The following is a 26355-nucleotide window of genomic DNA, read 5'->3' on the forward strand; positions in this document are numbered from 1 at the left end:
TGATGACAAGCGCCCTGGGCTGGCCGCCTGGCGGGCTTTCTCGTAGCATGTCCAGGCCCTTCCTAGTGTCTGCGAGAGCTCGATGAAGTCCCCCGCCGGTTTGCTGTTTGCAGGTATCGACCTCGATCGCGACAGCGCCACCCCGCTTTATCGCCAGCTGTACCTGCAGATCCGCAAGCAGATCCTCACCGGCCGTCTGCAAGGGGGCATTCGCCTACCGTCGACGCGCACCTTGAGCCAGGAATTGCAGGTTTCGCGCATCACCCTGCTCAATGCCTTCGACCAGCTGATTGCCGAGGGTTTCCTGGTCTCGCGCACCGGCGCTGGCACCTATGTCGGTAATGAGTGGCAGCGCAGTACCGATGCCAAGCCGTCAGCACCTGCGCCGCCCAAACTGTCGGACCTGACCCAGACGATGCTGTCGCTGCGCAGCGATCATTTTCGCGGGGTGTCCTACGCCCATTGCGGCGATCAGGCGCCGACCTCGTTCCTGCCCAGCCATGGCGCTTTCGAGGCCTTTCCCCAGGCACTGTGGAAACGCCTGCTCAACCGCCACGGCCACAAGCCGAGCAAGGCCCTGCTCGGTTATGGCGAGTTGCAAGGCCTGCAGACGCTACGCCAGGCCATTGCCGAGTACGTCTTCGACGCCCGCGGTATCGATTGCGACGCGCAGCAGGTGGTGATCGTCTCCGGCGCCCAACAGGCCTTCAACCTGCTGGCGATGCTGCTGCTCAACCCCGACGAGCCGCTGTGGATGGAAGACCCGGGGCATATCGCCGCGCGCATCGCCTTTCAGGCCCACGGCTGCCGGGTGGTGCCGGTGCGCGTCGATGACCAGGGTATCGACGTGCAACAGGGTATTCGTGAGTGCCCCGAAGCGCGCCTGGCCTTCACCACCCCGTCGCGCCAGCACCCGCTGGGCATGACCCTCAGCCACAACCGGCGCCTGGCGCTGATTGCCTGGGCGGCTGCCAGCGGCAGCTGGATCATTGAAGACGATTGCGACAGCGAGCTGCGCTACGCCGGTCGGCAGTTGCCGGCGCTGTATGCCATGGACCAGAGCGAACGGGTGATCTATGTCGGCACCTTCAGCAAGGTGCTGTTCCCCTCCTTGCGCCTGGGCTATGTGATTCTGCCCCAGGCCCTGGTCGAGCCGTTCTGCACCTTGCGCGCAGTGCTCGACCGCAGCCCGCCGACCCTGCTGCAGGCGGTGACCGCCGATTTCATGAGCGAAGGCCACTTCATTGGCCATATCCGCCGCATGCGGGCGCTGTACCAGGCCCGCCAGCAGTGCCTGCTCGAGGTGCTGCAGCGGCGCCTGGGCGGTTTTTTCCAGGTGGCCCCGGTCGAGGCCGGCATGCACCTGATCGCCTGGCTTGCGCCGCAGCTCGATGACCAGGCCCTGGCCCGGCAACTGGCCGAGCATGGCGTGCACACCTACGCCCTGAGCGACTACTGCCTGAACCGCTACTTGCCGCCGGCACTGTTGCTCGGCTTTGCCGGCACGCCACAGGACCAGGCCGAGGCCAAGGTCGAGGCGCTGGTCCAGGCGCTGCGGGCGATTGGCCACCGGGTCTGAAAGTGGCCTTATCAAATGATCCGTAATGGATCTATCGAGTGTTCCTTGCCGGCGCGATAAAGACGGCGCCGGTAGAACCGGTGCCCGCACCAGGAACGACTCGAATGAACACACTACAAGAACGCTTCGCTACGTTACTGAACCACAATGCGCAAGGTGCCCAGGCGCCGCTGCTGACCCGCGAGCTGGCCAGCCGCCTGCTTGAGCGCCTCGACCAGGCGCGGCTGTTTGCCCACGCCTATCCGCTGCTGACCAACCTCACCCACGGCCGCGTCACGCCGTTTGACCTGCTCGACTTCGCCTATCGCCATGAACTGGCCGGGCTGAGCCTGCACATGCTCGATGGCGAGCACAACAGCCTGTCGCAGATGAACGCCGGGCAGTTGTGTGCCTTCGCCGAAAAAGCCCGCGCATTGCAACTGGACGTGCACCTGGAAATCAGCAGCACGCGCAAGGCCGACGTCGATGCGGTGGTGGCCGTGGCCAAGGTCATCGGCAGCCGCAATATTCGCGTGTACTCGCGTTATGAAGGCCTGCTCTCGCAGGTCATGGACCAGATCGGTGGCGACCTGCTGTACCTGGCCCGGCTGGCCGATGCCCACGACCTGCATTTTGATTTCGAGCAGCATGAAGAGCTCAAGAGCGACGAGATCGCCCAGTTGCTGCGCCAGGTCAATCATCCGCGGCTCAATGCCCTGTTCGATTTCGGCAACATGATCAATGCCTGCGAGCAACCGCTGCAGGCCCTGCACAACCTCGCCCCGCATATCCGCCAGAGCCACCTCAAGGGCGTGCGGGTGGTGGCCGAAGACCAGGGTTTTGGCCACTGCGGGGTACTGCAGGGCAGCGCCGAGGACGAGCTGCCCGGCGCGCGCATGCTGTTCGAGCTGCTGATGCTCGGTGAACAGCAGCCGCAAGTGATCGCCTTCATCCTCGAACAGGAAAACCACTACCTCGCCCCGGCCTTCCGCCAGCGCAACGAGCCAGCCGACCCGTTCATTGCCTACCGGGAAATGAGCGACACGCCGCTGCCCGCCGGCCTGACCCTCGAGCAGATGCTGGCCGGCGAACAGCGCTGGGCCAACAACCAGGTCAGCTACGTGAAAACCTTGCTGGCCGAGTTGCGCACCCTCGCCGAGTTGACCCTGGCTAGCCCTACCAGCCTTTGAGCCCCTACCCCACTACGCCTGGAGAATAACAATGACTGCGCAAAACAAGGCCAAATGGTTCAAGTTCCTGATACTGATCCTCGGTGGCGGCACCGTCTACAAACTGGCCAACCTCAAGGATGCGTTCTACGTACCCATGCAGGAGTTCATGGGCCTCTCGCACACCCAGATCGGCTTGCTGCTCAGCGCCAACGCCATCATCGCCACTGGCCTGTTCGTGGTCGGCGGCATGCTCGCTGACCGTTTTGATACCCGCAAGCTGATCCCCCTGGGCCTGATCGGTACCGGCGCCCTGGGCCTGTACCTGGCCACCTTCCCACCGTTCAGCAGCCTGATGCTGGTGTTCTGCCTGCTGGCGGTGTGCGCCGACTGCATCTACTGGCCGGCGCTGCTCAAGGCCATTCGCGGCCTGGGCAACGATCAGGAGCAAGGGCGCATGTTTGGCCTGCTCGAAGGCGGCCGCGGGGTGGTCGACACCCTGGTGGCGTTTAGTGCGCTGGGCGTGTTCATTGCCCTGGGCAGCGGCGAACACGGCCTGAAAGCGGCGATCCTGTTCTACGCGCTGATCGACATCGCCGCCGGAGTGCTGACCTGGTTCTTGCTCAAAGGCAATCAGGCCCAGGCCCAGACCAGCGCCAAGAACCCGCTGGCCAACCTTATGGAGGCAATCAAGGTACCGGCGATCTGGCTGGTCAGCTTCAACGTGTTCATGGTCTACATCGTCTACTGCGGCCTGACCTACTTCATCCCCTACCTGAAGGAAGTCTACGGCCTGCCGGTGGCACTGGTCGGCGCCTACGGCATCATCAACCAGTACATGCTGAAGATCCTTGGCGGGCCGGCCGGCGGGTTTATCGCCGACAAGCACTTCAAGAGCCCCAGCCGCTACCTGAAGTGGGCGTTCCTGGCGCTGCTGCCGATGATGGCGATCATCCTTCTGGTGCCCAAGAGCCCGGGCTTCATCTATGCCGGCATGGCCGCGACGCTGTCGTTCGCCTTCATCGTGTTTTCCATGCGCGGGGTGTTCTGGGCGCCGATGGCTGAAGTCGGGATCGCCCCGCACATCACCGGCTCCGCCTTCGGCATCGGCTGCCTGATCGGCTATGCGCCGGGGATGTTCGCCTACGTCGGCTACGGCGCGCTCCTTGACCACTTCCCCGGCCAGCAAGGCTACAACTATGTGTTCATCGCCATGATGCTGCTGGCGCTGATCGGCTTTGCCATCGCCAGCCGCCTGCAGCGCCTGGTGCGCAAGGCGGCGCCGCTGGCCGCAGCGGCCACCGCCTAGGCCCCGGGCTACATCTCGACCTGGGTGCCCAGCTCGATCACCCGGTTCAGCGGCAGGTTGAAGTACTTGAGGTTGCTGTTGGCGTTCTTCAGCAAGAACGCGAACAGCGCCTCGCGCCAACGCGCCATGCCGATGCGCCTGGTCGGGATCACCGTCTCGCGGCTGAGGAAGTAGGTGGTCACCATCGGGCTGAAATCCAGGTCCTTGAGGTGGCACAGTTGCAGCGCCGCCGGTACGTCGGGTTCTTCGATAAAACCGAAGTTGAGGTTGACCCGATAGAAGCCCTCGCCAAAGGCCTGTACTTCAAAACGCTGGGCCACCGGCACCCGCGGCCGGTCCTGGGACACCACGGTGAGCAGCACCACCCGCTCGTGCAACACCTGGTTGTGCAGCAGATTATGCAGCAGCGCGTGGGGCACGGCGTCGGCGCGGGCGGTGAGGAACACCGCAGTGCCCTGCACCCGGTGCGGCGGTTGCGCAGCCAGGCTGCTGATGAACAGCGGCAGCGGCAAGGCCGATTCGTCGAGGCGCTCGACGATGATCTTGCGTCCGCGTTTCCAGGTGGTCATCAGAATGAACAAGGCGATACCGGCGATTACCGGGAAGGCGCCGCCCTGGAAGATCTTCGGCGCGTTGGCGGCAAAGTACAGGCTGTCGACCAGCAAAAAGCCCAGCAGCAAGGGCAGCGCCAGCCAGCGCGGAGCCTTCCACAACAGCAGTACCACCGCCGAAGACAGCAAGGTGGTGATCAGCATGGTGCCAGTGACCGCCACGCCATAGGCTGCCGCCAGGGCGCCGGACGACTCGAAGCCGATCACCAGCAGCACCACGCCGACCATCAGCGCCCAGTTCACCGTGCCGATGTAGATCTGCCCCTGCTCCTGGCTTGAGGTGTGTTGGATGAACATGCGCGGCACGTAGCCCAGCTGAATCGCCTGGCGCGTCAGCGAGAAGGCGCCGGAAATCACCGCCTGGGAGGCAATGATGGTCGCCAGGGTGGCCAGGGCGATCATCGGCAGCAGCGCCCAGTCCGGGGCCAGCAGGTAGAACGGGTTGCGGACCGCCTCGGGGTTGCCGAGGATCAGCGCGCCCTGACCGAAATAGTTGAGTACCAGCCCCGGCAGCACCAGCAGGATCCAGGCGCGGGCAATCGGCTTGCGGCCGAAATGGCCCATGTCGGCATACAGCGCCTCGGCGCCGGTCAGGGCCAGAACCACCGCGCCAAGAATCGCCACGCCCATGCCCGGGTGGACGATAAAGAAGTTCACCGCCCAGGCCGGGTTCATCGCCAGCAGCACTTCCGGGCGCTGGACGATGCCATAGATGCCCAGCGCGCCAAGCACGCTGAACCACAGCACCATCACCGGGCCGAAAATGATCCCGATGCGTGCGGTGCCATGCTTCTGGATCAGAAACAGCGCCACCAGCACCACCACCGCCAAGGGCACGACCCAATGGTCGATGCCGTCAAAGGCCAGTTGCAGCCCCTCCACCGCCGACAGCACGGAAATCGCCGGGGTGATCATGCTGTCGCCGTAGAACAAGGCCGCGCCAAACAGCCCGAGCAGCACCAGCACCCGGCTCAAGCGCGGGTACGGCGCCGCCGCCCGCCGCGCCAGGGCGGTCAGGGCCATGATCCCGCCTTCGCCCTGGTTGTCGGCACGCAGCACGAACAGCACGTACTTGATGGTCACCACCCAGATCAGCGACCAGAACACCAGCGAGAGGATGCCGAGCACACCGTCATGGTTGGCCTGCACGCCGTAATGACCGGCGAAGACCTCCTTCAAGGTGTACAGCGGGCTGGTGCCGATATCGCCATAGACCACGCCGGCGGCGGCGATCAACAGGCTCAGTGACGAAGTTTTTACGGGGGAATGGGCGCTTGCGGAAGTTGCGGCTTGGCTCACGGTCAGACGTCTCGAAGAAATGCGCCGGCAGTATGGCTTTGTGCTTGACGCACCTTCGTAAAAAGTCCGTAAAATTTTCTTACACTTGTACGGGCCTCATCGCGGGTCAAGCCCGCTCCTACAGGTCTGCATCAATCCTGTGGGAGCGGCGGTGCGACGACTCGACTTGACCCGCGATTGATTCAGCGCCCGAGCACAGCGCTCAAATCCAACCCATGCTCGCCCAGCGGCGGGCACCAATAGTAGCCTCCAGTCAGCGGCCGGCTGAAGCGGTACAGGGCATCGACCACGCCGTCTTCCAGGCCGCACATGCGCCGCAGCTGCACTTCGAACGCATCAAACGAGTGACCGAAAGCCAGGAACGCCAGGCCGGCACCACGCTCATCCGCCCAGGGCATCGAGCGGCGGACGATAAAGGCTTCAGGGGCGAAGCTTTCCTGGGCGGTGCGCTTGACGTGGGCCGACTGCGGCGCGTCGTCAAGCTCTTCGTTGTCGGCCTTGCGCCGGCCGATAATGTCGTCCTGCTCGGCTTGCGGCAAAGCTTTGAAACAATTGAGGTCATGGCGCCACAGCTGGAACGCGGCAAAGCTCGAACCGTTCAAGCCTGGTACCTCGCTGGCAAGGATCGCCGCTTCGACGGCGGCGTCTTCCACCGGGTTCTCGGTGCCGTCTTCATAGCCGGTCAGGTCGTGGCCGCTCTTGTGGCGGAAGGCATCGGTGGCCTCGACCCGTTTCAAGGCCGGGGCCAGCAGTTGCTCAAGCGCCTGGCTGTGCAGCCACAGCTCGCCACGGTCTTCACCGCGCAGCCACAGCCACAGGTCGTGCTGGGTGCAGGGGTTGTCGACTGCCGCGGTCAGCTGCGGAAACCCGCGCAGGCCGTCGATGCTGCCACCCAGGGCCTGCACCAGCGGCGCGCCGAAACCGGCCACCACGCGGCTGCCATCAACCTGCTGCAGCAGCGCATCGAGCACGCCCGGCAATGCAGCGGGCGAGTGCAAGGTGAAGAACAGGTGGCGGGCCTGGGCGGGAACGGGGGCGGCGAGAATGCCTGGCTGAAACTGCATCGGGTATCGGGTCCTGGGGCAAAAGCGGCGATGCTACTGTTTGCCGGGCATAAACCGCAAGATCTGTAATGGATATCGAAATCCTTGCCTACACTGGCGGACACCGCCTTCTTGTGAGTCCGCGCCATGACTGCATCGCCCTTGCTCAGTGCCTTCCTGCCCATCGCCCTGGGTTTCATCATGCTCGGCCTGGGGCTGACCCTGACCCTGGCCGATTTTGCCCGGGTGGTGAAGTTCCCCCGGCCGGTGCTGATCGGCCTGGCCTGCCAGATCCTGCTGCTGCCGTTCATTTGCTTTCTGATCGCCAAGGGCTTTGGCCTGGCCCCTGCTTTGGCGGTAGGCCTGATGCTGCTGGCCGCATCCCCTGGCGGCACTACCGCCAACCTGTTCAGCCACCTGGCCCACGGTGACGTAGCCTTGAACGTGACCCTGACGGCGGTCAACTCGCTGATTGCGATCCTGACCATGCCGCTGCTGGTCAACCTGTCGCTGGCCTACTTCATGGCCGCCGACCAGGCCATCCCGCTGCAGTTTGCCAAGGTACTGCAGGTGTTTGCCATTGTCCTGGTGCCGGTGGCCATCGGCATGCTGATCCGCCGCCTGGCGCCGGGCTTTGCCATGCGCATGGAGCGGCCGATGAAGATCATCGCCGCGCTGTTTCTGGTATTCACGATTGTCCTGGCAATGGTCAAGGACTGGCAGACCGTCGTCGACTATGCCCCGGTGGTAGGCGGCGCGGCGCTGCTGTTCAACCTGCTGAGCCTGGGCGTCGGCTACTGGTTGCCACGGCTGCTGAAAATCCCCAAGCGCCAGGCGATTGCCATCGGCATGGAGATCGGCATCCACAACGGCACCCTGGCCATTGCCCTGGCGCTGAGCCCGACCCTGCTGAACAACTCGACCATGGCCATACCGGCGGCAATCTACAGCTTGATCATGTTCTTTACGGCGGCAGGCTTTGGCTGGTGGGTGAGCCGTGGACATGACCCCGACCCGGTTGCAGCCGCGGTGCGCGATGAACTGCAATCCCGATGACCGCAGGCCCACACGAGTGTCCGTCATGAGCGAATTCATCTACTGCCATCCCGACCACAACCGCGCAGCCGATTACCGCCACTTGCGCGTCTTGCCCAGCACCGGCGCCCTCGGTGCCGACGTCGAGGGACTCGACTTGAACCGCCTGGAGGACGCAGGCTGGGTCGAACTGCGCCAGGCGCTGCTGGCGCACAAGGTGCTGTTCATTCGCGAGCAGAACCTACGCCTTGCCGACCTTGAACGGGTCACCCGACAGTTCGGCGAATTCGGCCGCGAGCCCTACGTGACCACCATGGTTGACCATCCGCACGTGGTGCACGTGGTCAAGGAGGCCGACGAGAAGGCGCCCTTCGTGTTCGGTGGCGCCTGGCACAGCGACTGGACCTTCCAGCAGCGCCCGCCGGCCTACACCCTGCTCTACGGCCACGACATCCCGCCTTACGGTGGCGATACCTGCTACGCCAACCTGGCACTGGCCTATCAATGGCTGTCAGCGGGCATGCAGGCGCTGCTGGACACTCTCGATGCACTGCACAGCCCCGAGCGGGCCTACGGGGTCGGCGCCAACCACAACGCCCTGCTGGAAAACATGGCCATCCACTATGGCAGCGACACCTCGCAGGACATGCGCAGCCACCCGCTGGTGACCCGTCATCCGCAAACCGGCGAGAAGGTGCTGTTCATCAACCCTGCCTACACCGTTGGCATCCAGGGTTTGCGCAGCGAAGAAGCCAGGCCGCTGCTCGACTACCTGTTCAACCTGGCCAGCGCACCCGCTTTTACCTGCCGCATGCGCTGGCGTCAGGGAACCCTGGCGATCTGGGACAACCGCAGCACCTGGCACCTGCCGATCGCTGACTACCATGGCATGCGCCGCGAGATGTTCCGGACCACGGTTGCCGGTGATGTGCCCAGGCGCTGAGAATCCGCACGGGTTAGCGCTTAAGCACCTTCAGGCCCCGCGGTGGCGCGCCGTAGGTGCGGCGAAACAGGCGGCTGAAATGGGCCTGGTCGTAGAAGCCCAGGTCCAGGGCAATTTCACTCAAGGGCTGCCCGGCCAGCACCCGCGGCAAGGCCCGCTCCAGACGCAGGTGGGTCAACCATTGCTGGGGCGGCAAGCCGCAGTGATTGCGAAAGCGGCGCAATAGCTGCCACGGGCTCAAATCAACGAATGCAGCCATTTCTTCCAGGCTCGGCGGCTGATCCAGGCGCGACTCCAGCCATTCACGCAACTGCCGCCAACGCTGTGGATCAAAACCGTTGCTGTGCTCGTTCACTTTGAGGGTGGAACCCAGCCCGAGCAGCAGCGCCAGGGTTTCCCACAGGTGACTTGCAAACGCCAGCGGGTCGTGCGGCTGGTGCAAACCATTAAGCAGCTGCTGCAACTGCGGGTGGCGCAGTTGCAAGGCATTGAGGTTGGGCAGGCCCTGGCGGCCGTCGCTCAGGTCACGGCTGACCTCGGCCAGCCAGGCAGGATCAAGGGTCAGGATACGGATGCCATAGCCCTGGTCATCGGCACTGGCGCCGTCGTGCACGTGCTCCGGGGCCATCAGCAGGATGTCCCCAGCCCCGGCCAACTGGCGCGTGCCGCCAGCGGCGTAGCGCTGCTGGCCGGTGACGATCAGGCCGATGTGGTACTCCAGGTGAAAATGCCGGGGAAAGGCAAATTGCTGGTAACGGGCATCGATCAGGCGTACGCCTGGATGCCCGGGAGCCTGATGGACGACGCTATCCAACTAGCAGGCCGCGCGCCATTGGCGGATCTGGTCGAGAGTTGCGGTGACGCCACCACACACGATCACCAGCACCTTCTGGTGCTGCTTGAGCTCGGCCGTGGGCGCGTACGCCAGGGCCAGGGCTGCACCGCAGGCGGGCTCGACCAGGATGCGCTGGTCGAGCAGGAACTGCTCGCAGGCCTCCAGCGCCGCCTGGTCACTGACCACATGGCTGACCACCGGCCGCTCCTGGCTCCACTCGAAGGCGCGCTGGCACACTTGCTTGGCCGCCAGCGAAGTGGCCACGGTGTTGACCCCGTCCAGCGCCACCAGCTGCTTTTGCGCCATGGCCGCGGCCAGCGATGCGGCGCCGCTGGTTTCTACGGCAAACACCGGCACCTGGCCCCAGCCGTTGCGCGCCAGGCCTTCACAGACCCCCGACAACAAACCACCGCCGCCGACCGCGACCACTACCGCATCGGGCTTGAAGCGGGTAGCGGCGACCTCGTCGATCATGCTCGCGTGGCCTTGCCACAGCAGCGGGTCGTCGAAGGGGTGGATATAGGCGTCATCCTCGCCCATCAGCGACAGCGCCAGGGCATTGGCCTCGTGCCAGGCCTTGCCATGCACGATCACCTCGGCCTGTTCCTGGCGAATCAGTTGCTTGGCCCGCTCGGTGGTGGTTTCCGGCACCACCACGGTCACCGCCAGGCCGAGAATGCGCCCGGCCACGGCCACGGCGATGCCGGCATTACCGCCCGAGGACGACACGAAGCGGCGCTTGCCCTGCTGGGCATAGGCTTCACAGGCAGCGCCGATGCCGCGCAGCTTGAACGAGCCGGAGGGCTGCAGCGCGTCGAGCTTCAGCCAGACCTCCAGGCCACTGGCCAGGCTCAACGGACGCGAGGCGATCAACGGGGTTTCGATGTGCAGGCTCATACGCTTCTCCATGTACAGAACACTACTACCTTACGCATGCGGCACCGGACAATCTTGTATGAAATTGCGCGCCTGCGGGTCAACCCCGGCGCCGCGCGCGCAATTGCTGCTTGATCTTGTGCATGGGCGGTGCATACAGGAACCCGAACGAGACATTGTTATCCCGCCCCTTCAGCGCATGGTGGAGCATATGCGCGCGGTACAAGCGCTTGAGGTAACGGTTGCGCGGCCGTGGCGCAAACGGCCAGTGGCGGTGGACGATGCCGTCATGGACGAACACGTAGATCACCCCGAACGCCGCCACGCCCGCCCCCACCCACTGCAACGGCGCATGCCCGGCGCGGCCGATGGCCACCAGGGCCAAGGCGATCAGGGCCAGGGCCAGCAGATAGACGTCGTTGGTTTCCAGCGCCCCCAGGTGCGGCTCATGGTGCGAGCGATGCAGGAACCAGCCCCAGCCGTGCATGATGTAGCGATGCGCCAGGTAGCCGATGCCCTCCATGGCCGTCAGGGTGCAGAGAAATACAGCGAGGTTGAGGATCATGCGTCGAGCTTCGCGTGGCTGGGCAGAAACGCCGCAAAGCCTACCACCTCGACCCTATTCGCGCACCGTCACCGTCGCCGTGGTACCGGCCCGCAGGTCGGCTTTGCCGGCAAAGCCTGGGTCGATGTCGATGCGCACCGGCACCCGCTGGGCCAGCTTCACCCAGGTGTAACTGGGGTTGATGTTGGCCAGCAGGCGGTTGCCAGGGGCGTTCTCGCGGTCGGTGATGGCGTAGGCGATGCTCTGCACCGTGCCCTGGAAGCGTTCGCCGCTCATCAGGGCGATGTCGACCTTGCTGCCCGGGTGGATGCGCGGCAGCTTGGTTTCCTCGAAATAGCCGCTGATATGGAACGAGCCGCTGTCGACCAGCGCCAGTAAAGGTCCGCCGGCCGTGGCGTAGTCGCCCTGGCGGGTCAGCAGGTTGGTCACATAACCGCTGACCGGGGCAACAATCTGTGTGCGTTGCAGGTCAAGCTCGGCCTGGGTCAAGGCGGCAGTGGCCAGTTGCACGTTGGCGGTGGCCAGGCTCAGGTTGGCCTGGCCGCGCATCAGTTCGGCCTGGGCCACGGCCACGTCGGTGCTGGATTTCTCCCATTCTTCACCGGAGATGGCAAAGCCCTGCTTGAGGGTGCGGCGCCGTTGTTCTTCGCTCTGGCGCTGCTTGAGCAGGGCCTGGCTTGAGATGATCGCCGCCTGGGCCAGGCCTTCGCTGGCCCGCGCCACTTCGATGGCGCGGCGCGCATGTTCGACCGCCAGGGCATAGCGCTCGGGGTCGATTTGCAACAGCAACTGGCCTTGGTCGACGTGCTGGTTATCCGCCACCTTGAGGCTGATGATACGCCCGGCGACATCCGCCGACAGCGTCACCACGTCGGCGCGCACCCGCGCATCGCGGGTCCAGGGCGCGCGGGTGTAGTGCTCCCAGGCAAACCAGCCAAGCACCAGCGCCAGCACCACCACAACCAGGGTCGAAACCTGGGCCACAAGTTTGTTCAAGGTTCAGCTCCCCATGTACAGGATGATCAAGGCGCACAGGCAGGCGTACAGCGCGCCTTCAAACAATGCCGGGTGCCAGACCCGCTGCATCACCCCAAGCTTTTGCAGCAGCCAGAGCACGGCGATCAACAGCGGTATGGCCAGCAGCAGGGCCTGGGCGATCGGCGGCAGGTAGACACCGCCAATCTCGAAATCAATGGGCAAGGGCCGGGGCTCCTTCGGCAGCGGGTTCAAGGTAGGGGCTGTAGTGACGCAAAAAGCCTGCGATCACCAGCAACGCCACACGAATGCGAAACAACGAGCGCAACTGCTCGGCCGGCGCCTGCAGTTGTTCGCCGTGCAGATTGTCCAGGTGCTCGCCCAACGCCTGCAGGGTCTGCAGCAAGTCTGGCAGCACCAGCGCGGTGCGCCCGGCGATATAGCGGCCGGTGTTGCGCAATACCTGCTCAAGCTGCGCGCGCAGGGCCTCGGGCAGCAACGGGTTGGCCCTGCCCTGCTCCTGCAACTGGCGCAAGGCCACGCCCAGGGCCATGCATGCCAGGTTGACCTCGAACAGCCCCCGCGAGCGCTCATCACGGGTCGCTGGCAGCAGGCCGATAATCAGGGTCAGGCGGTCGAGCATGCGGCTCTCAAAAGCGAACTGGCGCGCGTCCGAGGCCGGGCCCTTGAGCAAGGCATACACCTGTTCGCGGGTTTCACGAAACAGCCGTTCGATGCGCAATTGCGGGTTGAACGGGAAAATCCACGCATACACCATCAGCGACAACGCCGCGCCACACACGTAGGCACCGGCGAATTCGAACCATTGCATCGCCGTGTTCTGCCAGGCGCCGATGTTCTGCGGGCCGAACAGCAAGAAGCTCGACAAGCCCAGGCCCATGCCGATGCCGGCGGTCATCGGCCCCGACAGCCCCACCGCCACTACATAGAGCAAGGGCAACAGCAGCAGCGCGAGCATTTCGAAATCGACCACCTGCGGGATCAGCCAGAACTGGTACAGCGCCGATACCAGCAGCGCCAGGCCCAGGCCGCGGGCGTAGTTCTGCGCCGCCATCAGCGGGCGCGGAAAGGTCGCCATCAACGAGCAGAGGATGCCCACCAGAATCATCCCGGCGCGGGCGCCGTCCCAGGCGGTTTCGATCCAGATCAGCCCGGCCGCGACCAGGGCAATAAAGGCGCGGCTGGCGTTCATCGCCGCCAGGCGCCAGTCCAGGTGCAAGGGATTGCTGCGGCCCTGGCGGTACAGGCAGTCGCCGGCACGGCCTTCCTGGATGGCATCGCTGAGTTCGAGCATTTCGCCGAGCTGTTCGAGCAGGCGCGCCTGCTCCCAGCGCAAGGCCCAGGCCAATGAGCGAAGCGGCGTTGGCAGGTCGCTTTGCAGCTGCTCGGCCTGTAGCGCGGCCTGGTCGAAACGCCGCTGCAAGGCGCTGAAATGCTCGCGTGCCTCGGCTGGCAAGGCCCGGCCCTGCCGCGCCAGCTGGTCGAGAAAAGCCAGCTCGTCGGCCAGCAAGCGGCTGATGAACTCCGGGTAACTGCCCTGCCAGCGCTCGGCGATCATCAGCTTCTGGTTACGCAGCACCGTCAGCCGCGAGCTGAGCAGCACCAACTGGTTGCCGAGCAGTTGCACCAGGCCGTTGGCCCCGCGCAAATGCGGGGCGTCGAAATACAGGTGGCGGCGCAGGCCTTCCAGGGCGCTGATCTCGCCAAGGATCTGCATCTGCCGCTTGCTGAACTCGGCCGCGCTCTCTTCACCGCGAATCGCCGCCGCAGCGTGGCTGGCCATCAGCTTGATGAGGTTGTCGACCTTGGCAAAATAGCCCGTGGCCACTGCCTGCGGCCGTGCACTGAGCAGGCTCACCGCACACACGCAGGCCACCGCCAGCAGGGTTTCGGTGACCCGGGTAATGGCCAGCATCAGGGTGTTGTCCTGCTCGGGGATTGCCAGCATCGCCACCACCACGGCGGTAAAGCCGCTGAGCACGAAGGCATGCGAGCTGGTGTAGCGCAGCAAGGTGCCGCCGGCGGTACACAGGGCCAGCCACAGGGCCAGGGTGATAATGAACGGCAATGGCGCCTGCGCGAATACCGCCATGATCAGCACCGCCACCGCCGCGCCGAGGGTGGTGCCGAGCACCTGGGCGAAGCTGCGTTGCAGGGTCATGCCGCCCAGCGGCTGGCTGACGATGAACACCGCCATCACCGACCACTTCGGTTGGTCGAGGTCGAAGATGAACGCCAGGTACAGGGTCAACAGGCAGGCAACGATGGTCCGCAAGGCGAAGCGCAGGGTATCCGCACCGGGATGCAGCACCAGCCGCCAGTAATTGATCAAAGGTTGCACACAGGTCTCTCGAAAGTCCTTTCAGGGAACAGTAGCTTTTGAAGCGCACCTGGGAAAGACAACACGATGACCCACAGCGTTGCATATCTGCAACGATCCGCTGCCAATGCAACAATTGTCATGTTTTTACCCTTGACCCTGCGCTGCCCGAGGGTTAGTTTCTCGCCCGCATTTTTGCATGCCTACACAGGAGTCCTGCATTGGACAGTAGCCCTAGTCGATTGCGACAGGTCCACACGGCGCGCTAGTTCAGCAGGTTCCCCCTGTCACTGGCACGCCGAACATGGCGGTCAGTGGCGATTCGCATCCCTTGTGGATGACAAATCCTCATTCTCCTTCCCGCACACCTTGCACCTTCACCGGTGTTGAAGGCCCGTGGCCCTGCGCATTCTCTTTGTTCACGTACATCGCCCACTGGCGATGACAACGCGGCGTATTGCCGTGGATTCGAGGTTTGCTATGGATTGGAAAGTATTTCTGCTGCGCGTCACCGTCGCGCTGGTACTCGGGGCGCTGATTGGCGCCGAACGTCAACTGCGTCAGCGCCTGACCGGCCTGCGCACCAATGCCCTGGTCAGCACCGGCGCCTGCCTGTTCGTGCTGATGACCCAGGCAGTGCCGGGCATGGCCGCCACCGACGCTTCACGGGTTGCCGCCTATGTGGTCTCGGGCATCGGCTTTCTGGGCGGTGGTGTGATCATGCGCGACGGCCTCAACGTACGCGGGCTGAACACCGCTGCGACGCTCTGGTGCACCGCCGCCATTGGCGTGCTGTGCAGCCTGGGGCTGTTGCTGGAGGCGGCGCTGGGCAGCTGCGTGGTGCTCTGCGCCAATATCCTGCTGCGCGACATCGCCCAGCGTCTGAATCATCAGGACGTGCTGCCGGCCAACGAAGCCGAGCAGCGCTTCGAGGTGCGCATCACCTGCCGCGCCGAAGATGAAATCCAGGTGCGCAGCCTGATGCTGCACAGCTTCGGCAACGGCGGCCTGCGCCTGCAGTCGCTGCACAGTGAAGACCTGGCCAACCCGGCCAAGCTGGAAGTACGCGCCGAGCTGATGGGCAGCCCCGATGCGCCCACCCAGCTGGAACGCCTGGTCAGCCGGGTGAGCCTGGAGAAAGGCGTCAGCTCGGTGCGCTGGCAAGTGCACGAGCTGAGCGCCGATTAGCGGCGTTCGTCCGACAGCGGGGTCGGCTGGTCGGGTTCGGGCAGGCGATCGTCCAGGGGCTGGTCGTCGGGCACCCGCTCGACGTCCTCCGGCTGGTCGCGCCGCTGCGGGTCAGAGACATTCGGGTCGCTGAGCGGATCGTGCTCGCGTTGCGGGTTGTTCAGCGGATCTTTCCACAGGGGTTCATCGTCGGGACGTGGCTGGCTCATGGCAGTTACCTCGCAAGAGCGGCGCAAGAAATGCGCGCCGTACAGGTTCGAGGCTGTGCGCGGGTCCGCAGTGCCACCCAGGCGATCAACGGCAGGCCCGGGTAAATATGCTCAATGGCCAGCAAAATCCGCTGCAGCACCGGGCCGTCCTGGGGGTATCGTGTAGCAAAATAATCAGCCAGAGGTGCACTGTGGCGTCCTATACCTTGCGTCAACTGAAGTATTTCGTCACCACCGTTGAAAGCGGCAGCGTCGCCGAGGCGTCGCGCAAGCTGTACATCGCCCAGCCGTCGATTTCCACGGCGGTCAAGGGCCTGGAAGACAGCTTCGGCGTGCAGCTGTTCATCCGCCATCACGCCCAGGGCGTGTCGCTGACCCCGGGTGGCGCACGCTTCTACCGCAAGGCCCAGGAACTGCTGCGCATGGCCCGCGAGTTCGAGCAGAACGCCCTGGCCGACAACGACGTGGTCTGTGGCCAGATCGACATCGGCTGCTTCGAGACCGTCGCCCCGCTCTACCTGCCGCGCTTGATCGCAGGCTTTCGCCAGCGTTTTCCGGGGGTGGAGATCCGCCTGCAGGACGGCGAGCAGCAGGAATTGGTGCAAGGCCTGACCGGCGGGCGCTTCGACCTGGCGATCTTCTACGAACATGACCTGGACAGCACCATTGAAACCGAAGCCCTGACCGCGCCCCAGCGCCCCTATGCGCTAGTGCCGGCGGGCCATCGCTTTGCCGGGCAGAAGCAGGTCTCGATCAGGGACCTGGCGCTGGAACCGATGATCCTCCTCGACGTGCAGCCCAGCCGCACTTACTTCGTGAGTATTTTCGAAGAACTGCAGCTGAGCCCGAACATCGTCTTCAGCTCGCCGTCGATCGAGATGGTCCGCGGCATGGTCGGCCAGGGCTTTGGCTTTGCCCTGCTGGTGACCAAGCCCCATGGCCACAGCACCTATGATGGACAGGAAGTGGTCTGTGTGGAGATTGCCGAAGATGTCACAGGCTCCGCGCTGGTGGCCGGCTGGCTCAAGCGTGCGCAGCTGACCAAGCCTGCGCAGTTGTTTGTCGATTACTGCAAGGAGCAGTTTGCTGCCTGGCTGGCCTAACGGTTCAACAGCATCGCGGGGCAAGTCGGGTCGCCGCACCGCCGCTCCCACAGATTGGACTGCCCCTGTGGGGCTTGACCCGCGATGAATTCAGCGCGCCGCCCAGGCGTTGAAGCGCTGCTCCAGCTCCTCGCCATGGTCCACCCAGAACCCGGCATCCACCGCCCGCGCCCCGGCCAGGTTGGCCTCGGCGGTCGGCAACTGTTGCTGGACATTAGCCGGCAGCAGCTTCAGCGCCTCGCGGTGCACCGGCCCGTAGGGAATCTCCTCGGAAAACACCTTCTGGGTTTGTGGCTGGCTGGCAAAGGCAATGAAGTCCTCGGCCAGGGCCTTGTTCGGCGTGCCCTTGACCACCGCCCAGTATTCCGGGTCGTACAGGCTTTGCGGCCAGACGATACTGAGCTTCATGCCCTCTTTCTGCGCCGAGGCGATCCGGCCGTTGTAGGCCGCGCTCATGACCACGTCACCGGCAATCAGCCACTGCGCCGGTTGCGCGCCGGCTTCCCACCACTGGATATTGCCCTTGATCTGGTCCAGTTTGGCAAAGGCGCGGCTCACCCCTTGCGGCGTACCGAGCACTTCATACAGCTGCTCGGGCTTGACCCCGTCGGCGAGCAAGGCGATCTCCAGGGTGTACTTGGCACCCTTGCGCAAGCCGCGCTTGCCGGGGAAGTCGGCAACGTTCCAGAAGTCGGCCCAGGAACTCGGCGCCTTGGCCAGCTTGCCGTTGTCGTAGGCCATGACCATCGACCAGACGTAGGTGGCCACCCCGCATTCGCTCAGGGTGCCCGGGACGAACTGCGCCGGGTCGCCGAAGCGCGCCGGATCGAGACGCTCGAACAGGCCTTCGTCACAGCCGCGCAACAGCTCCGGGCTCTCGACCTCGACCACGTCCCAGCTGGTATGGCCGACATCGACCATGGCCTTGATTTTCGACAGCTCACCGTTGTACTCGCCGGCAACCACGCGTCCTGCGCCGCTGGCGTTGAAAGGTTGGAAGTAGGCCTTGTCCTGGGCCTGCTTGGTGGCGCCGCCAAAGGAGATGACGGTGAGGTTCTGCGGCGCAGCCGACACCGCGCTGCACAGCACAACCAGGGCAAAGGGAACACAGCAACGCAAGGATCTGGACATGAAGCGGTTCCTCTAATAGGCCGGCACGCCCGCGCGCGCCGGCCACTTTTGGGTTTACAGGCGACCGAATTCGCGGGCGGTACGGTCTACAGCGGTACGGGTCTTGTCGACCAGTTCATCGATGTCGGCGTGGCTGGCCACCAGGGCCGGGGCCATGATCATCCGGCCCAGGGTCGAGCGAATGATCAGGCCCTCTTCAAAGCCGAGGGTGCGGCAACGCCAGGCCATGTCGTTTTCGTTGGCAAAGCGCTTGCGGCTGGCCTTGTCTTCGGCGAACTGCAAGGCCGCAACCAGGCCTGCGCCCTGCACCTCGCCAATCAGCGGGTGGTTGCCGAACACTTCGCGCAGGCAACGCTGCAGGTAGGGGCCGGTCTCGTGCTTGACGCGGCTGACGATGCCTTCGTCGCGCAGCGCCTTGAGGTTGGCAATTGCTACCGCTGCCGCCACCGGGTGACCGGAATAGGTCAGGCCGTGGGCGAATACCCCGCCCTGCTCCACCAGCACCTCGGCCATGCGCTTGGACAGAATCAGGCCGCCCATGGGGATGTAGCCGCTGGTCAGGCCCTTGGCGATCGACAGGGTGTCGGGCTCGAAACCAAAATGCTGGTGGGCGAACCACTCGCCGGTGCGGCCAAAGCCGCCGATGACTTCATCGGCGCACAGCAGCACGTCGTACTGCCGGCAGATGCGCTGAATTTCTGGCCAGTAGCTTTCTGGCGGGAAGATCATGCCGCCGGCGCCCTGGAAGGGTTCGGCAACAAACGCGGCGACGTTGTCGGCGCCAAGTTCGAGGATCTTCTCTTCCAGTTGGCGCGCCGCGCGCAGGCCGAATTCGGCCGGGGTCAGGTCGCCCTCGTGGGCAAACCAGTACGGCTCGTCAATGTGCGCAACATCGGGGATCACCCCGCCCATGTCGTGCATGAACTTCATCCCGCCCAGCGCCGTGGCGCCCAGGGTCGAGCCGTGGTAGCCGTTCCAGCGGCCGATCATGATCTTCTTCTGCGCCTTGCCGAGGATCTGCCAGTAGCGGCGCACGGTACGGATCAGCACCTCGTTGGCTTCAGAGCCGGAGTTGGTGTAGATCGCGTGGCTGTAGTGCGCCGGCAGCAGGCTGAACAGCAGCTCCGAGAGCTCGACCACCGCCGGGTGGGTGGTGTGGAAGAACATGTTGTAGTACGGCAGTTGCTCCAGCTGCTGGCTGGCGGCTGCGGCCAGGTCCTTGCGGCCATAGCCGAGGTTGGTGCACCACAGCCCCGACATGCCGTCCAGGTAGCGCTTGCCATCGTTGTCCCACAATGCCAGGCCTTCGCCACGGACGATCACCCGCGGGCCTTCGGCGTTCAGCGCCTTCTGGTCGAGAAAGGCATGAATGTGGTGCGCGGCATCCGCTGCCTGGTAATCGCCGGTGCTACGGGCAGGTTTGACGTGAGCGGTCATTGCGAATCTCCTTGCGGGTCTTTATCGGTTTGAGTGCCCAGCACGCTTGCCAGCGGCTCGGGCTTGAACAGTGGCTTGCCCATCACGCCCTTGATCCACAGCACGGCGATGATCGAGACGATCAGCAGCACCAGGCCTGCGTAGGCAAAAATCGAAAAGGTCATGTCCGGGCTGGGCGAGACGTTCCAGATCGCAAACAGCATGCCGGCGATGCCAAACAGCTGCGGCAGCGGGTAGAACGGCGTGCGGAACGGCCGCGCCACGTGCGGGTAGCGCCGGCGCAGGGCAATGACGTTGACGTGGGTGATGATGTAGGCCAGCAGCCAGGCCAGGGCGGCCGACAACAGCAGCTGATTGATGGCATCGGCATGGTCGTGCATCAGCAGCAATGGCAGGCCGGTGACCGCGGCAATGAACAGCACCGCCACCCAGGGCGCGCCGGTGCGCTTGCCCTGGCGCTTGAACACGCCGAAGGCCTGGCCGTTGCGGGCCATGCCATAAAGCATGCGCGGGATCGCCGCCAGCGAACTGTTGAGGGTGCTGCAGGTGGCGGTGATCGCGGCGGTAACCAAAAACACTTTGCCGGCCTCCCCGAACACCGTGGTGGCGAACAGGTAATGCGGCAGGCCGTTGCTGGCCAGCTCCGCCTGCGGCACGGTGAGCAAGGCGCCCAGGCCGTACAGGCAGATGATCACGAAGATGATGGTCAGGCCGAGCATCATCGAGCCCGGGATGTTGCGCTCCGGGCGGCGGGTTTCTTCTACCAGCGGGCAGACGAACTCGGCGCCGACAAAGCCCCACACCGCCATCGCGGTCAGGGCGATCACCCCCAGGCCCAACGGGTTCCAGTGGGCGCTGTCGAACAGCGCCGGGTTGGGCGCGACGATGTCGCTGTTCATCGCGCTCAGGCCCATCACCAGCAGCACCACGGTCATCACCATCGCCAGCACGGTTTGCAGGCGGGCGAAGATGTCGATGTTGAACAGGTTGAGCACAGTGAACAGCGCCAGTACACCCAGGGCCACGGTAAGCGGTGGCATCGAGTGTGGGTAGACCTTGTCGATGATGAACTCCATCAGCAACAGCTCGGCCGACAGCGCGAACATCGCCACCACGATATAGCCGGAAAAGGTCGCGAGGATCGCCGGGAACTGGCCGATGGCGACTTCGGTGTAGCTGCTCAGGCTGCCGGCGCGGGGGATCATCAGCGCCAGTTCCGAGAACGAACAGGCGTAACTCAGGGCCAGCAGGTAAGCCAGACCCAGCGGCACGATAAAGCCCAGGCCGGCGATGCCGACGCCTTGCAGCATCAGCACCATGACGCCCTGGGACACCACCAGGCCGATGGCCACCGCCAGCAGCGCGGTAAGGCCGAGTTTCTTGCGACTTGCAGGCGGCGCCAGGGCGCCGGTTTGCACGCTTGCATTGCTGTTCATCGGGTGCTCCGAATTGTTGTTATTAGGTGTTGCCTGTGCTGGCCTCATCGCGGGTCAAGCCCGCTCCCACAGGCCATCAGCCGCGTAGCTGAATCCAGGTCGTTTTCAACTGCGTGTACTTATCGAACGAATGCAACGACAGGTCGCGGCCAAAGCCCGACTGCTTGCCGCCGCCAAAGGGCACGCAGACGTCCAGGGCATCGACGGTATTGACCGACACCGTGCCGGCATTCAGCCGCCGTGCGACGCGGTGGGCGCGGTTGAGGTCGTCGGTCCACAGCGACGCCGCCAGGCCATAGATGTGATCGTTGGCCATGGCCACCGCCTGGTCTTCGTCATCGAACACGCTGACCGCCAGCACCGGGCCGAACACTTCTTCGCGGGCCAGGGTCATGTCGGCGGTGACGCCGGTAAAAATCGTCGGCTCGATGAAGTTGCTCGAACCGTCGAAACTCAGCTGTCGACCACCACACACCAGTTGCGCGCCTTCAGCCTGGGCCTGCTCGATGTAGTGCATGATCCGCTGCGCCTGGCGGCTGTCGACAATGGCCCCGGCGCGGCTTGCCGGGTTCAGCGGGTTGCCCGGCAGCCACTGGCGCGCCTTGACGATCAGCCGCTCGATGAACGCGTCGGCGATCGAACGTTGCAGCAGCAGGCGCGAGTTGGCCGAGCAGACTTCGCCCTGGTTGAAGAAGATGCCGAACGCGGCTTTCTCGGCCGCCAGGTCCAGGTCCTGGCAATCGGCGAACACCAGGTTCGGGCTCTTGCCGCCGCATTCCAGCCACACCTGCTTGAGGTTCGACTGCGCGGCGTATTGCATGAAGTACTTGCCGACTTCGGTGGAGCCGGTAAACACCAGGGCATCGACGTCCATGTGCAGGCCCAGGGCGCGACCGGCCTCCTCGCCCAGCCCCGGCACCACGTTGAGCACGCCCTTGGGCAGGCCCGCTTCAATCGCAAGCTCTGCCAGGCGCAGCGCCGAGAACGGCGACTGCTCGGCGGGCTTGAGCACCACGCTGTTACCGGCGGCCAACGCCGGGGCGAGTTTCCAGGCGGCCATGTCCAGCGGGAAATTCCACGGCACCACCGCCCCGATCACCCCCAGCGGCACGCGGGTGATGGTCGCCAGGGCATTGCTGGCGGTCGGCGCCACCTGGTCATAGAGCTTGTCGAGGCTTTCGCCGTACCAGGCGAACACATGCGCCGCGCCGGGCACGTCGATGTTCCAGGCATCCATCACCGGCTTGCCCATGCTCAGCGAGTCGAGCAAGGCCAGTTCGGCGCGGTGCTCGAGCATCAACTGCGCCAGGCGCAATAGCACGGCCTTGCGCTCGCCGGGCGCCATCTTTGCCCAGGGGCCTTGTTCGAAGGCCTGGCGGGCGCTGCGCACGGCCAGGTCAACCTCGGCCTGGCCGCAAGCGGCGACCTTGGCCAGCAATGTGCCGGTGGCCGGGTTGATCACCTCGAATCGCGCCCCACTTGCGGCCTGACAGGCCCCGCCTTGAATAAATGCGCTGTCGATCAGGCGCTGCTGTTGCGCCAGGCTGGTCCACTGGTTGAAATCGTTCACTGCAGACTCCTTGTTGTTATCCGTTGTTGGAGAGGTATTCGGCCAGGCGATCCATCAGGCGGTCACAGGCCGCCATCTGCTCGACGCTGACAAATTCATCCGGCTTGTGACCCTGCTCCATGCTGCCCGGCCCGCACACCACCGCCGGGATTCCAGCCTCATCGAACAGGCCGCCTTCAGTGCCAAAGGCCACGGTGCTGAAGGCATCGCTGCCGCACAGTTGCGCCACCAGTTGCGCTGCGGCGCTTTGCGGTGCGGTGGCCAGGCCCGGGTAGGCCGAGATCGCTTCGAAGCGGATCGCCGTGTCAGCCTTGACCGCCTGCATGGCCGGCAGCAGGGTGTGCTGCGCGTAGGTGTGCAGCTCGTCCACCACCGCCTGCGGTTCGAACGCCGGCAAGGCACGCACCTCAAAGTCGAAGCGGCAATCGGCCGGGACGATGTTCAGCGCCGTACCGCCCTGGATCAGCCCGACCTGCACGGTGGAAAACGCCGGGTCAAAGCGTTGATCGTGATGCTGCGGCGCGGCCAGGCGCTGGCCGATCTCGCCCAGGCGAGCGATCAGCCGCGCCGCCTGCTCGATGGCGTTGACGCCATACGGCGCATAGGCCGAATGGCACGGCGCGCCGTGTACATGGCAACGCATGGCCAGCTTGCCCTTGTGGCCAAGCACCGGTTTGAGCTCGGTCGGCTCGCCAATCAGGCACAAGGCCGGTTGCGCGATGCGCTGGGGCAGCACCTCGAGCAGGCTGCGTACGCCCAGGCAGCCGACCTCCTCGTCATACGAGAACGCCAGGTGCACCGGCCGGCGCAGCGGGCTTTTAAGAAACACCGGCACCGCCGCCAGTACCGAAGCCAGGTAGCCTTTCATGTCGGCGGCGCCGCGGCCGTACAGCTTGCCGTCGCGCTCGGTGAGGCTGAACGGCTCGACTGTCCACGCCTGGCCGTCCACCGGCACCACATCGGTATGGCCCGACAGCACCACACCGCCCGCCACTGCCGGGCCAATGCTGGCCAGCAGGTTGGCCTTGGTCCGCTGCGTGTTGTAGATCAGCTCGCAGCTCACACCCAGGCCGTGCAGGTAGTCGCGGACGAACTCGATCAAGGCCAGGTTCGAATCGCGGCTGACCGTGGCAAAGCCGATCAGCCTGGCCAACAATGCACGGCTGCGCAGCTCACTCATCGCCCGGCACTCCGTAGCTTGGCGCCAGGGTCGGGTTGAGGGCGCGGGTCAGGTAGTCCTGCAACTGCGGCTCATAGGCGTTCCAGAGCTTGCCCAATTCGCCGATGGGGTTGTCCTCAGCCCAGTCGACGCGCAGGTCAACGATCGGCCAGACCAGCTCGCCGACCACCGACAGCGCCGCCGAATGCACCGCCCCGGCTTCGCCGCCGGCGTCCTGGCCGGCCTGCAGAGCGGTCAGCAAACGCGCGGCCAGGCAGCCTTCGCTGCGCTCGAAGGCCTCAACCATGCGCTCGATCACCGCGCTGTTGGCCAGCAGGTTGCCGGCGGCCACGCATTGTTCGCCGGCCACGGCATGGTTAATGCCCAGCGCATGATTGCCGCTGAACACCGCGGTGCGGCCCTGGGCATCGACCACTGCCACCTGGCGGTACTGGCTGTAGCCGTTGCGGGTCAAGGCGCGGTCCAGGGCCTGGTGCGGCGCCAGGCCTTCGTCCAGGCCATCGAGGATCTGCGGGCCGAGGGCCGGCAAGGTGATGTTCTGGCTCGACACCGCACCGACGCCTGTGCGCAGCCACGGGCAGCGAGCACCGACGGCGATGCTTGAAGAGCTGATGGCAATGCCCAGCTGGCCGGTTTCGGCGCAGCGGCCAACGATGGAGAAGGTCATGGCACGCTCCTTATTCGGGGATGACCGCGATCACGTCGATTTCCATCAGCCACTGCGGCTGGCCGAGGGCGCTGACCACCAGGCCGGTGGAGATCGGGAACACACCCTTGAGCCATTTACCGACTTCCTGGTACACCGGCTCGCGATAGCGCGGGTCGATCAGGTAGGTGGTGGTCTTGACGATATGGCTGAGGTCGCTGCCGGCCTCCTCCAGCAGTTGCTTGACGTTGCGCATGGCCTGCTCGGCTTGCGCCCGCGGGTCACCCAGGCCGACCAGCTGGCCATTGAAGTCGGTACCCACCTGGCCGCGCACATACACGGTGTTGCCGGCACGCACGGCCTGGCACAGGTCGTTGTCCAGGGTCTGGTTGGGGTAGGTGTCTTTGGTGTTGAACATGCGAATACGGGTATGAGTAGGCATCAACGGGCTCCCATGAGGCTGGCTGGTTGGCTGGACGCTTGCTGTTCGGCCTGGCGCTGCGAAGCGTCGCGGTAATTGAGGTAGGTGCGCTGTTTGGCGATGTGATCGGCGATGTGCTTGGCGTCGTGCCACACCCCCCAGATAAACGCCGAGCCGCGCCGCGACAGCCAAGGCAGGCCGACGAAGTACACCCCCGGCTCGCTGGACACGCCGCGCTGGTGCCGGGGCTTGCCGTTGTCCTTGAAGGCGTCGACCTGCAGCCAGCTGTAGTCCACCGAATAGCCGGTGGCCCAGATGATGGTGCCGACCCCGGCCTTGGCCAGGTCGAGTTCGAGGATGGGCTGGGTCAGGCACTGCGGATCAGGGAGAATTTCCCGCGCTTGCGGCTCTTGCGGCAGGTCCAGGCCATTGCGGGCAATGTAGGCGTCGGCGGCATCGAGCAGCGCCAGGTAGTTCTCGTCGCCGCGGGCGATGTTTTCGGCCAGGTTGGCTTCAAAGCTGACCACGCCGTTATCAAAGCCCTTGGTCAGGCCGACCAGGGTCATGCCTTGTTGGGCCAGGCGGCGAAAATCCACGGTGTGGCCGCCACGGGCACCGCTGACGGCGATGGTCACGTGCTCCTTGCCCGGCTGCATGGTCTCGGCATCCCACTCGCCGAGCACCCCCAGCCACCAGCAGAAGTCACGGTTGCGGTAGGCCCGCGGCGGCCGGTCGTGGGCGCCGACCGAGAGGTACACCTGCTTGCCGGCACGCTGCAGTTCATCGGCGATCTGCACCCCCGATGAGCCGGCGCCAACCACCAGCACCGCGCCTTCAGGCAACTGCTGCGGGTTGCGGTAGGCGGCCGAGTGCATCTGCAATACGTTCGACTGCTTCGGCGCAATCGGCGGGATCACCGGGCGCTGGAACGGGCCGGTGGCAACCACCACCTGCTGGGCCTCGATCACGCCATCGCTGGTGTGCACGGTGAACCCCGGACGATCGCTGTTGCGCAGCACCTGGGTAACTTCGACGCCAGTGCGGATCGGTGCGTTGAATTTGCGCGCGTAGGCTTCGAAGTAATCGGCCACCTGGTCTTTACCAGCGAAGGCGTCCGGGTCGAGGCCGTCGAACTCCAGGCCCGGGAAGCGGTCGTGCCAGGCCGGCCCATTGGCCACCAGCGAATCCCAGCGACCGGTGCGCCAGGCTTCGGCGATACGGTTGCGCTCCAGCACCAGGTGCGGCACGCCCAGGCGGCTCAGGTGTTCACTCATGGCCACGCCGGCTTGCCCGGCGCCCACTACGAGCGTATCGATCTTGGTTTTATTGGTTGTCATGTCTGCGCCCTACTGAGTTGTCCCACGCGGGTGGCCGTGGGAGGGTGTAGGTCGCATTCTGGGAGAGCGCGAAGAAAGGCGAAATTATGATTTTTGTGGTTGTTGGAGAGTAAAAAACTAAGGGCTGCGTTGCAGCCC

The 26355-nt window shown here is 64.8% G+C and carries 24 protein-coding genes; 7 read left to right on the forward strand and 17 right to left on the reverse strand.

Annotated features, from left to right (window positions below):
* The first annotated feature begins 82 nt into the window (after positions 1 to 82).
* The 3 genes from LOY22_RS13100 to LOY22_RS13110 all read left to right on the forward strand — a co-directional run bounded on the left by LOY22_RS13100 (position 83) and on the right by LOY22_RS13110 (position 4036).
* On the forward strand, positions 83 to 1579 hold the full coding sequence (locus LOY22_RS13100) for a PLP-dependent aminotransferase family protein (RefSeq protein WP_258597741.1): 1497 nt from the start codon (positions 83 to 85) through the stop codon (positions 1577 to 1579).
* Between the two features lie 104 nt (positions 1580 to 1683).
* On the forward strand, positions 1684 to 2748 hold the full coding sequence (locus tag LOY22_RS13105) for a sugar phosphate isomerase/epimerase (protein ID WP_258597743.1): 1065 nt from the start codon (positions 1684 to 1686) through the stop codon (positions 2746 to 2748).
* A gap of 31 nt (positions 2749 to 2779) precedes the next feature.
* Positions 2780 to 4036: an MFS transporter gene (locus LOY22_RS13110; protein WP_258597745.1), complete on the forward strand. Its 1257-nt coding sequence runs from the start codon at positions 2780 to 2782 to the stop codon at positions 4034 to 4036.
* A gap of 8 nt (positions 4037 to 4044) precedes the next feature.
* On the opposite strand, the gene LOY22_RS13115 is transcribed toward LOY22_RS13110, so the two are convergent.
* Entirely contained in the window at positions 4045 to 5946 is a 1902-nt protein-coding gene (locus LOY22_RS13115) for a potassium transporter Kup (RefSeq protein WP_258597747.1), read from the reverse strand.
* A gap of 182 nt (positions 5947 to 6128) precedes the next feature.
* On the reverse strand, positions 6129 to 7010 hold the full coding sequence (locus tag LOY22_RS13120) for a Dyp-type peroxidase (RefSeq protein WP_258597749.1): 882 nt from the start codon (positions 7008 to 7010) through the stop codon (positions 6129 to 6131).
* A gap of 126 nt (positions 7011 to 7136) precedes the next feature.
* Here LOY22_RS13120 and LOY22_RS13125 point away from each other — a divergent pair, with 126 nt between their 5' ends.
* Together LOY22_RS13125 and LOY22_RS13130 are read left to right on the forward strand one after the other, a co-directional pair.
* Positions 7137 to 8045 carry a bile acid:sodium symporter family protein gene (locus LOY22_RS13125; RefSeq protein WP_258597751.1) on the forward strand — a complete coding sequence of 303 codons (909 nt, stop codon included), beginning with the start codon at positions 7137 to 7139 and terminating at the stop codon, positions 8043 to 8045.
* A 25-nt stretch (positions 8046 to 8070) separates the two neighbouring features.
* Complete coding sequence (locus LOY22_RS13130; RefSeq protein ID WP_258597753.1) at positions 8071 to 8967, forward strand: TauD/TfdA family dioxygenase; 897 nt, start codon at positions 8071 to 8073, stop codon at positions 8965 to 8967.
* A 13-nt stretch (positions 8968 to 8980) separates the two neighbouring features.
* Here LOY22_RS13130 and LOY22_RS13135 read toward each other — a convergent pair whose 3' ends face one another.
* The 6 genes from LOY22_RS13135 to LOY22_RS13160 form a co-directional block, all read right to left on the reverse strand.
* A complete protein-coding gene (locus tag LOY22_RS13135) occupies positions 8981 to 9781 on the reverse strand; it encodes an AraC family transcriptional regulator (protein ID WP_093382889.1) in 801 nt (266 codons plus the stop codon).
* A complete protein-coding gene (locus LOY22_RS13140; protein ID WP_093382884.1) occupies positions 9782 to 10699 on the reverse strand; it encodes a pyridoxal-phosphate dependent enzyme in 918 nt (305 codons plus the stop codon).
* A gap of 79 nt (positions 10700 to 10778) precedes the next feature.
* On the reverse strand, positions 10779 to 11243 hold the full coding sequence (locus tag LOY22_RS13145) for a sterol desaturase family protein (protein WP_195884091.1): 465 nt from the start codon (positions 11241 to 11243) through the stop codon (positions 10779 to 10781).
* A 54-nt stretch (positions 11244 to 11297) separates the two neighbouring features.
* Positions 11298 to 12239 (reverse strand): HlyD family secretion protein, encoded by a 942-nt coding sequence (locus LOY22_RS13150; protein ID WP_258597754.1) that lies wholly within the window; start codon positions 12237 to 12239, stop codon positions 11298 to 11300.
* Between the two features lie 3 nt (positions 12240 to 12242).
* On the reverse strand, positions 12243 to 12443 hold the full coding sequence (locus LOY22_RS13155; protein WP_010226052.1) for a DUF1656 domain-containing protein: 201 nt from the start codon (positions 12441 to 12443) through the stop codon (positions 12243 to 12245).
* Positions 12433 to 14580, reverse strand: coding sequence for an FUSC family protein (locus LOY22_RS13160; RefSeq protein ID WP_258597755.1), 2148 nt, complete (start codon positions 14578 to 14580; stop codon positions 12433 to 12435). The genes LOY22_RS13155 and LOY22_RS13160 overlap by 11 nt, the downstream gene beginning before the upstream one ends.
* Positions 14581 to 15039: 459 nt before the next feature.
* Between LOY22_RS13160 and LOY22_RS13165 the strand changes: the two genes are divergently transcribed.
* Positions 15040 to 15747: an MgtC/SapB family protein gene (locus LOY22_RS13165; protein WP_045200921.1), complete on the forward strand. Its 708-nt coding sequence runs from the start codon at positions 15040 to 15042 to the stop codon at positions 15745 to 15747.
* Here LOY22_RS13165 and LOY22_RS13170 read toward each other — a convergent pair.
* Complete coding sequence (locus LOY22_RS13170; protein WP_093382866.1) at positions 15744 to 15956, reverse strand: hypothetical protein; 213 nt, start codon at positions 15954 to 15956, stop codon at positions 15744 to 15746. The two genes, LOY22_RS13165 and LOY22_RS13170, sit on opposite strands and share 4 nt — an antisense overlap.
* 191 nt (positions 15957 to 16147) lie before the next feature.
* Between LOY22_RS13170 and LOY22_RS13175 the strand changes: the two genes are divergently transcribed.
* Positions 16148 to 17059, forward strand: coding sequence for a LysR substrate-binding domain-containing protein (locus tag LOY22_RS13175; protein WP_258597756.1), 912 nt, complete (start codon positions 16148 to 16150; stop codon positions 17057 to 17059).
* Positions 17060 to 17149: 90 nt separating this feature from the next.
* Here LOY22_RS13175 and LOY22_RS13180 read toward each other — a convergent pair whose 3' ends face one another.
* The 8 genes from LOY22_RS13180 to LOY22_RS13215 form a co-directional block, all read right to left on the reverse strand.
* Positions 17150 to 18190 (reverse strand): ABC transporter substrate-binding protein, encoded by a 1041-nt coding sequence (locus tag LOY22_RS13180; protein ID WP_045200927.1) that lies wholly within the window; start codon positions 18188 to 18190, stop codon positions 17150 to 17152.
* A 54-nt stretch (positions 18191 to 18244) separates the two neighbouring features.
* A complete protein-coding gene (locus tag LOY22_RS13185; RefSeq protein WP_093382857.1) occupies positions 18245 to 19627 on the reverse strand; it encodes an aspartate aminotransferase family protein in 1383 nt (460 codons plus the stop codon).
* The gene (locus LOY22_RS13190) at positions 19624 to 21063 is read right to left on the reverse strand and encodes an APC family permease (RefSeq protein WP_045200931.1); all 1440 of its coding nucleotides are present in this window, start codon (positions 21061 to 21063) and stop codon (positions 19624 to 19626) included. Before LOY22_RS13190 ends, LOY22_RS13185 begins: the two co-directional genes overlap by 4 nt.
* 76 nt (positions 21064 to 21139) lie before the next feature.
* Complete coding sequence (locus LOY22_RS13195) at positions 21140 to 22633, reverse strand: aldehyde dehydrogenase (protein WP_408980943.1); 1494 nt, start codon at positions 22631 to 22633, stop codon at positions 21140 to 21142.
* A 16-nt stretch (positions 22634 to 22649) separates the two neighbouring features.
* Positions 22650 to 23813, reverse strand: coding sequence for an acetylornithine deacetylase (gene argE / locus LOY22_RS13200; protein ID WP_258597757.1), 1164 nt, complete (start codon positions 23811 to 23813; stop codon positions 22650 to 22652).
* Complete coding sequence (locus tag LOY22_RS13205; protein ID WP_258597759.1) at positions 23806 to 24480, reverse strand: DUF1028 domain-containing protein; 675 nt, start codon at positions 24478 to 24480, stop codon at positions 23806 to 23808. The genes argE and LOY22_RS13205 overlap by 8 nt, the downstream gene beginning before the upstream one ends.
* Before the next feature lie 10 nt (positions 24481 to 24490).
* Positions 24491 to 24901, reverse strand: a complete 411-nt coding sequence (locus LOY22_RS13210; protein ID WP_003201555.1) for a RidA family protein — start codon at positions 24899 to 24901, stop codon at positions 24491 to 24493.
* Positions 24901 to 26217: an NAD(P)/FAD-dependent oxidoreductase gene (locus LOY22_RS13215; RefSeq protein WP_258597760.1), complete on the reverse strand. Its 1317-nt coding sequence runs from the start codon at positions 26215 to 26217 to the stop codon at positions 24901 to 24903. Before LOY22_RS13215 ends, LOY22_RS13210 begins: the two co-directional genes overlap by 1 nt.
* Positions 26218 to 26355: the final 138 nt, after the last annotated feature.

Origin of the sequence: Pseudomonas sp. B21-035 (genome assembly GCF_024748945.1) — a bacterium.
GTDB lineage: Bacteria > Pseudomonadota > Gammaproteobacteria > Pseudomonadales > Pseudomonadaceae > Aquipseudomonas.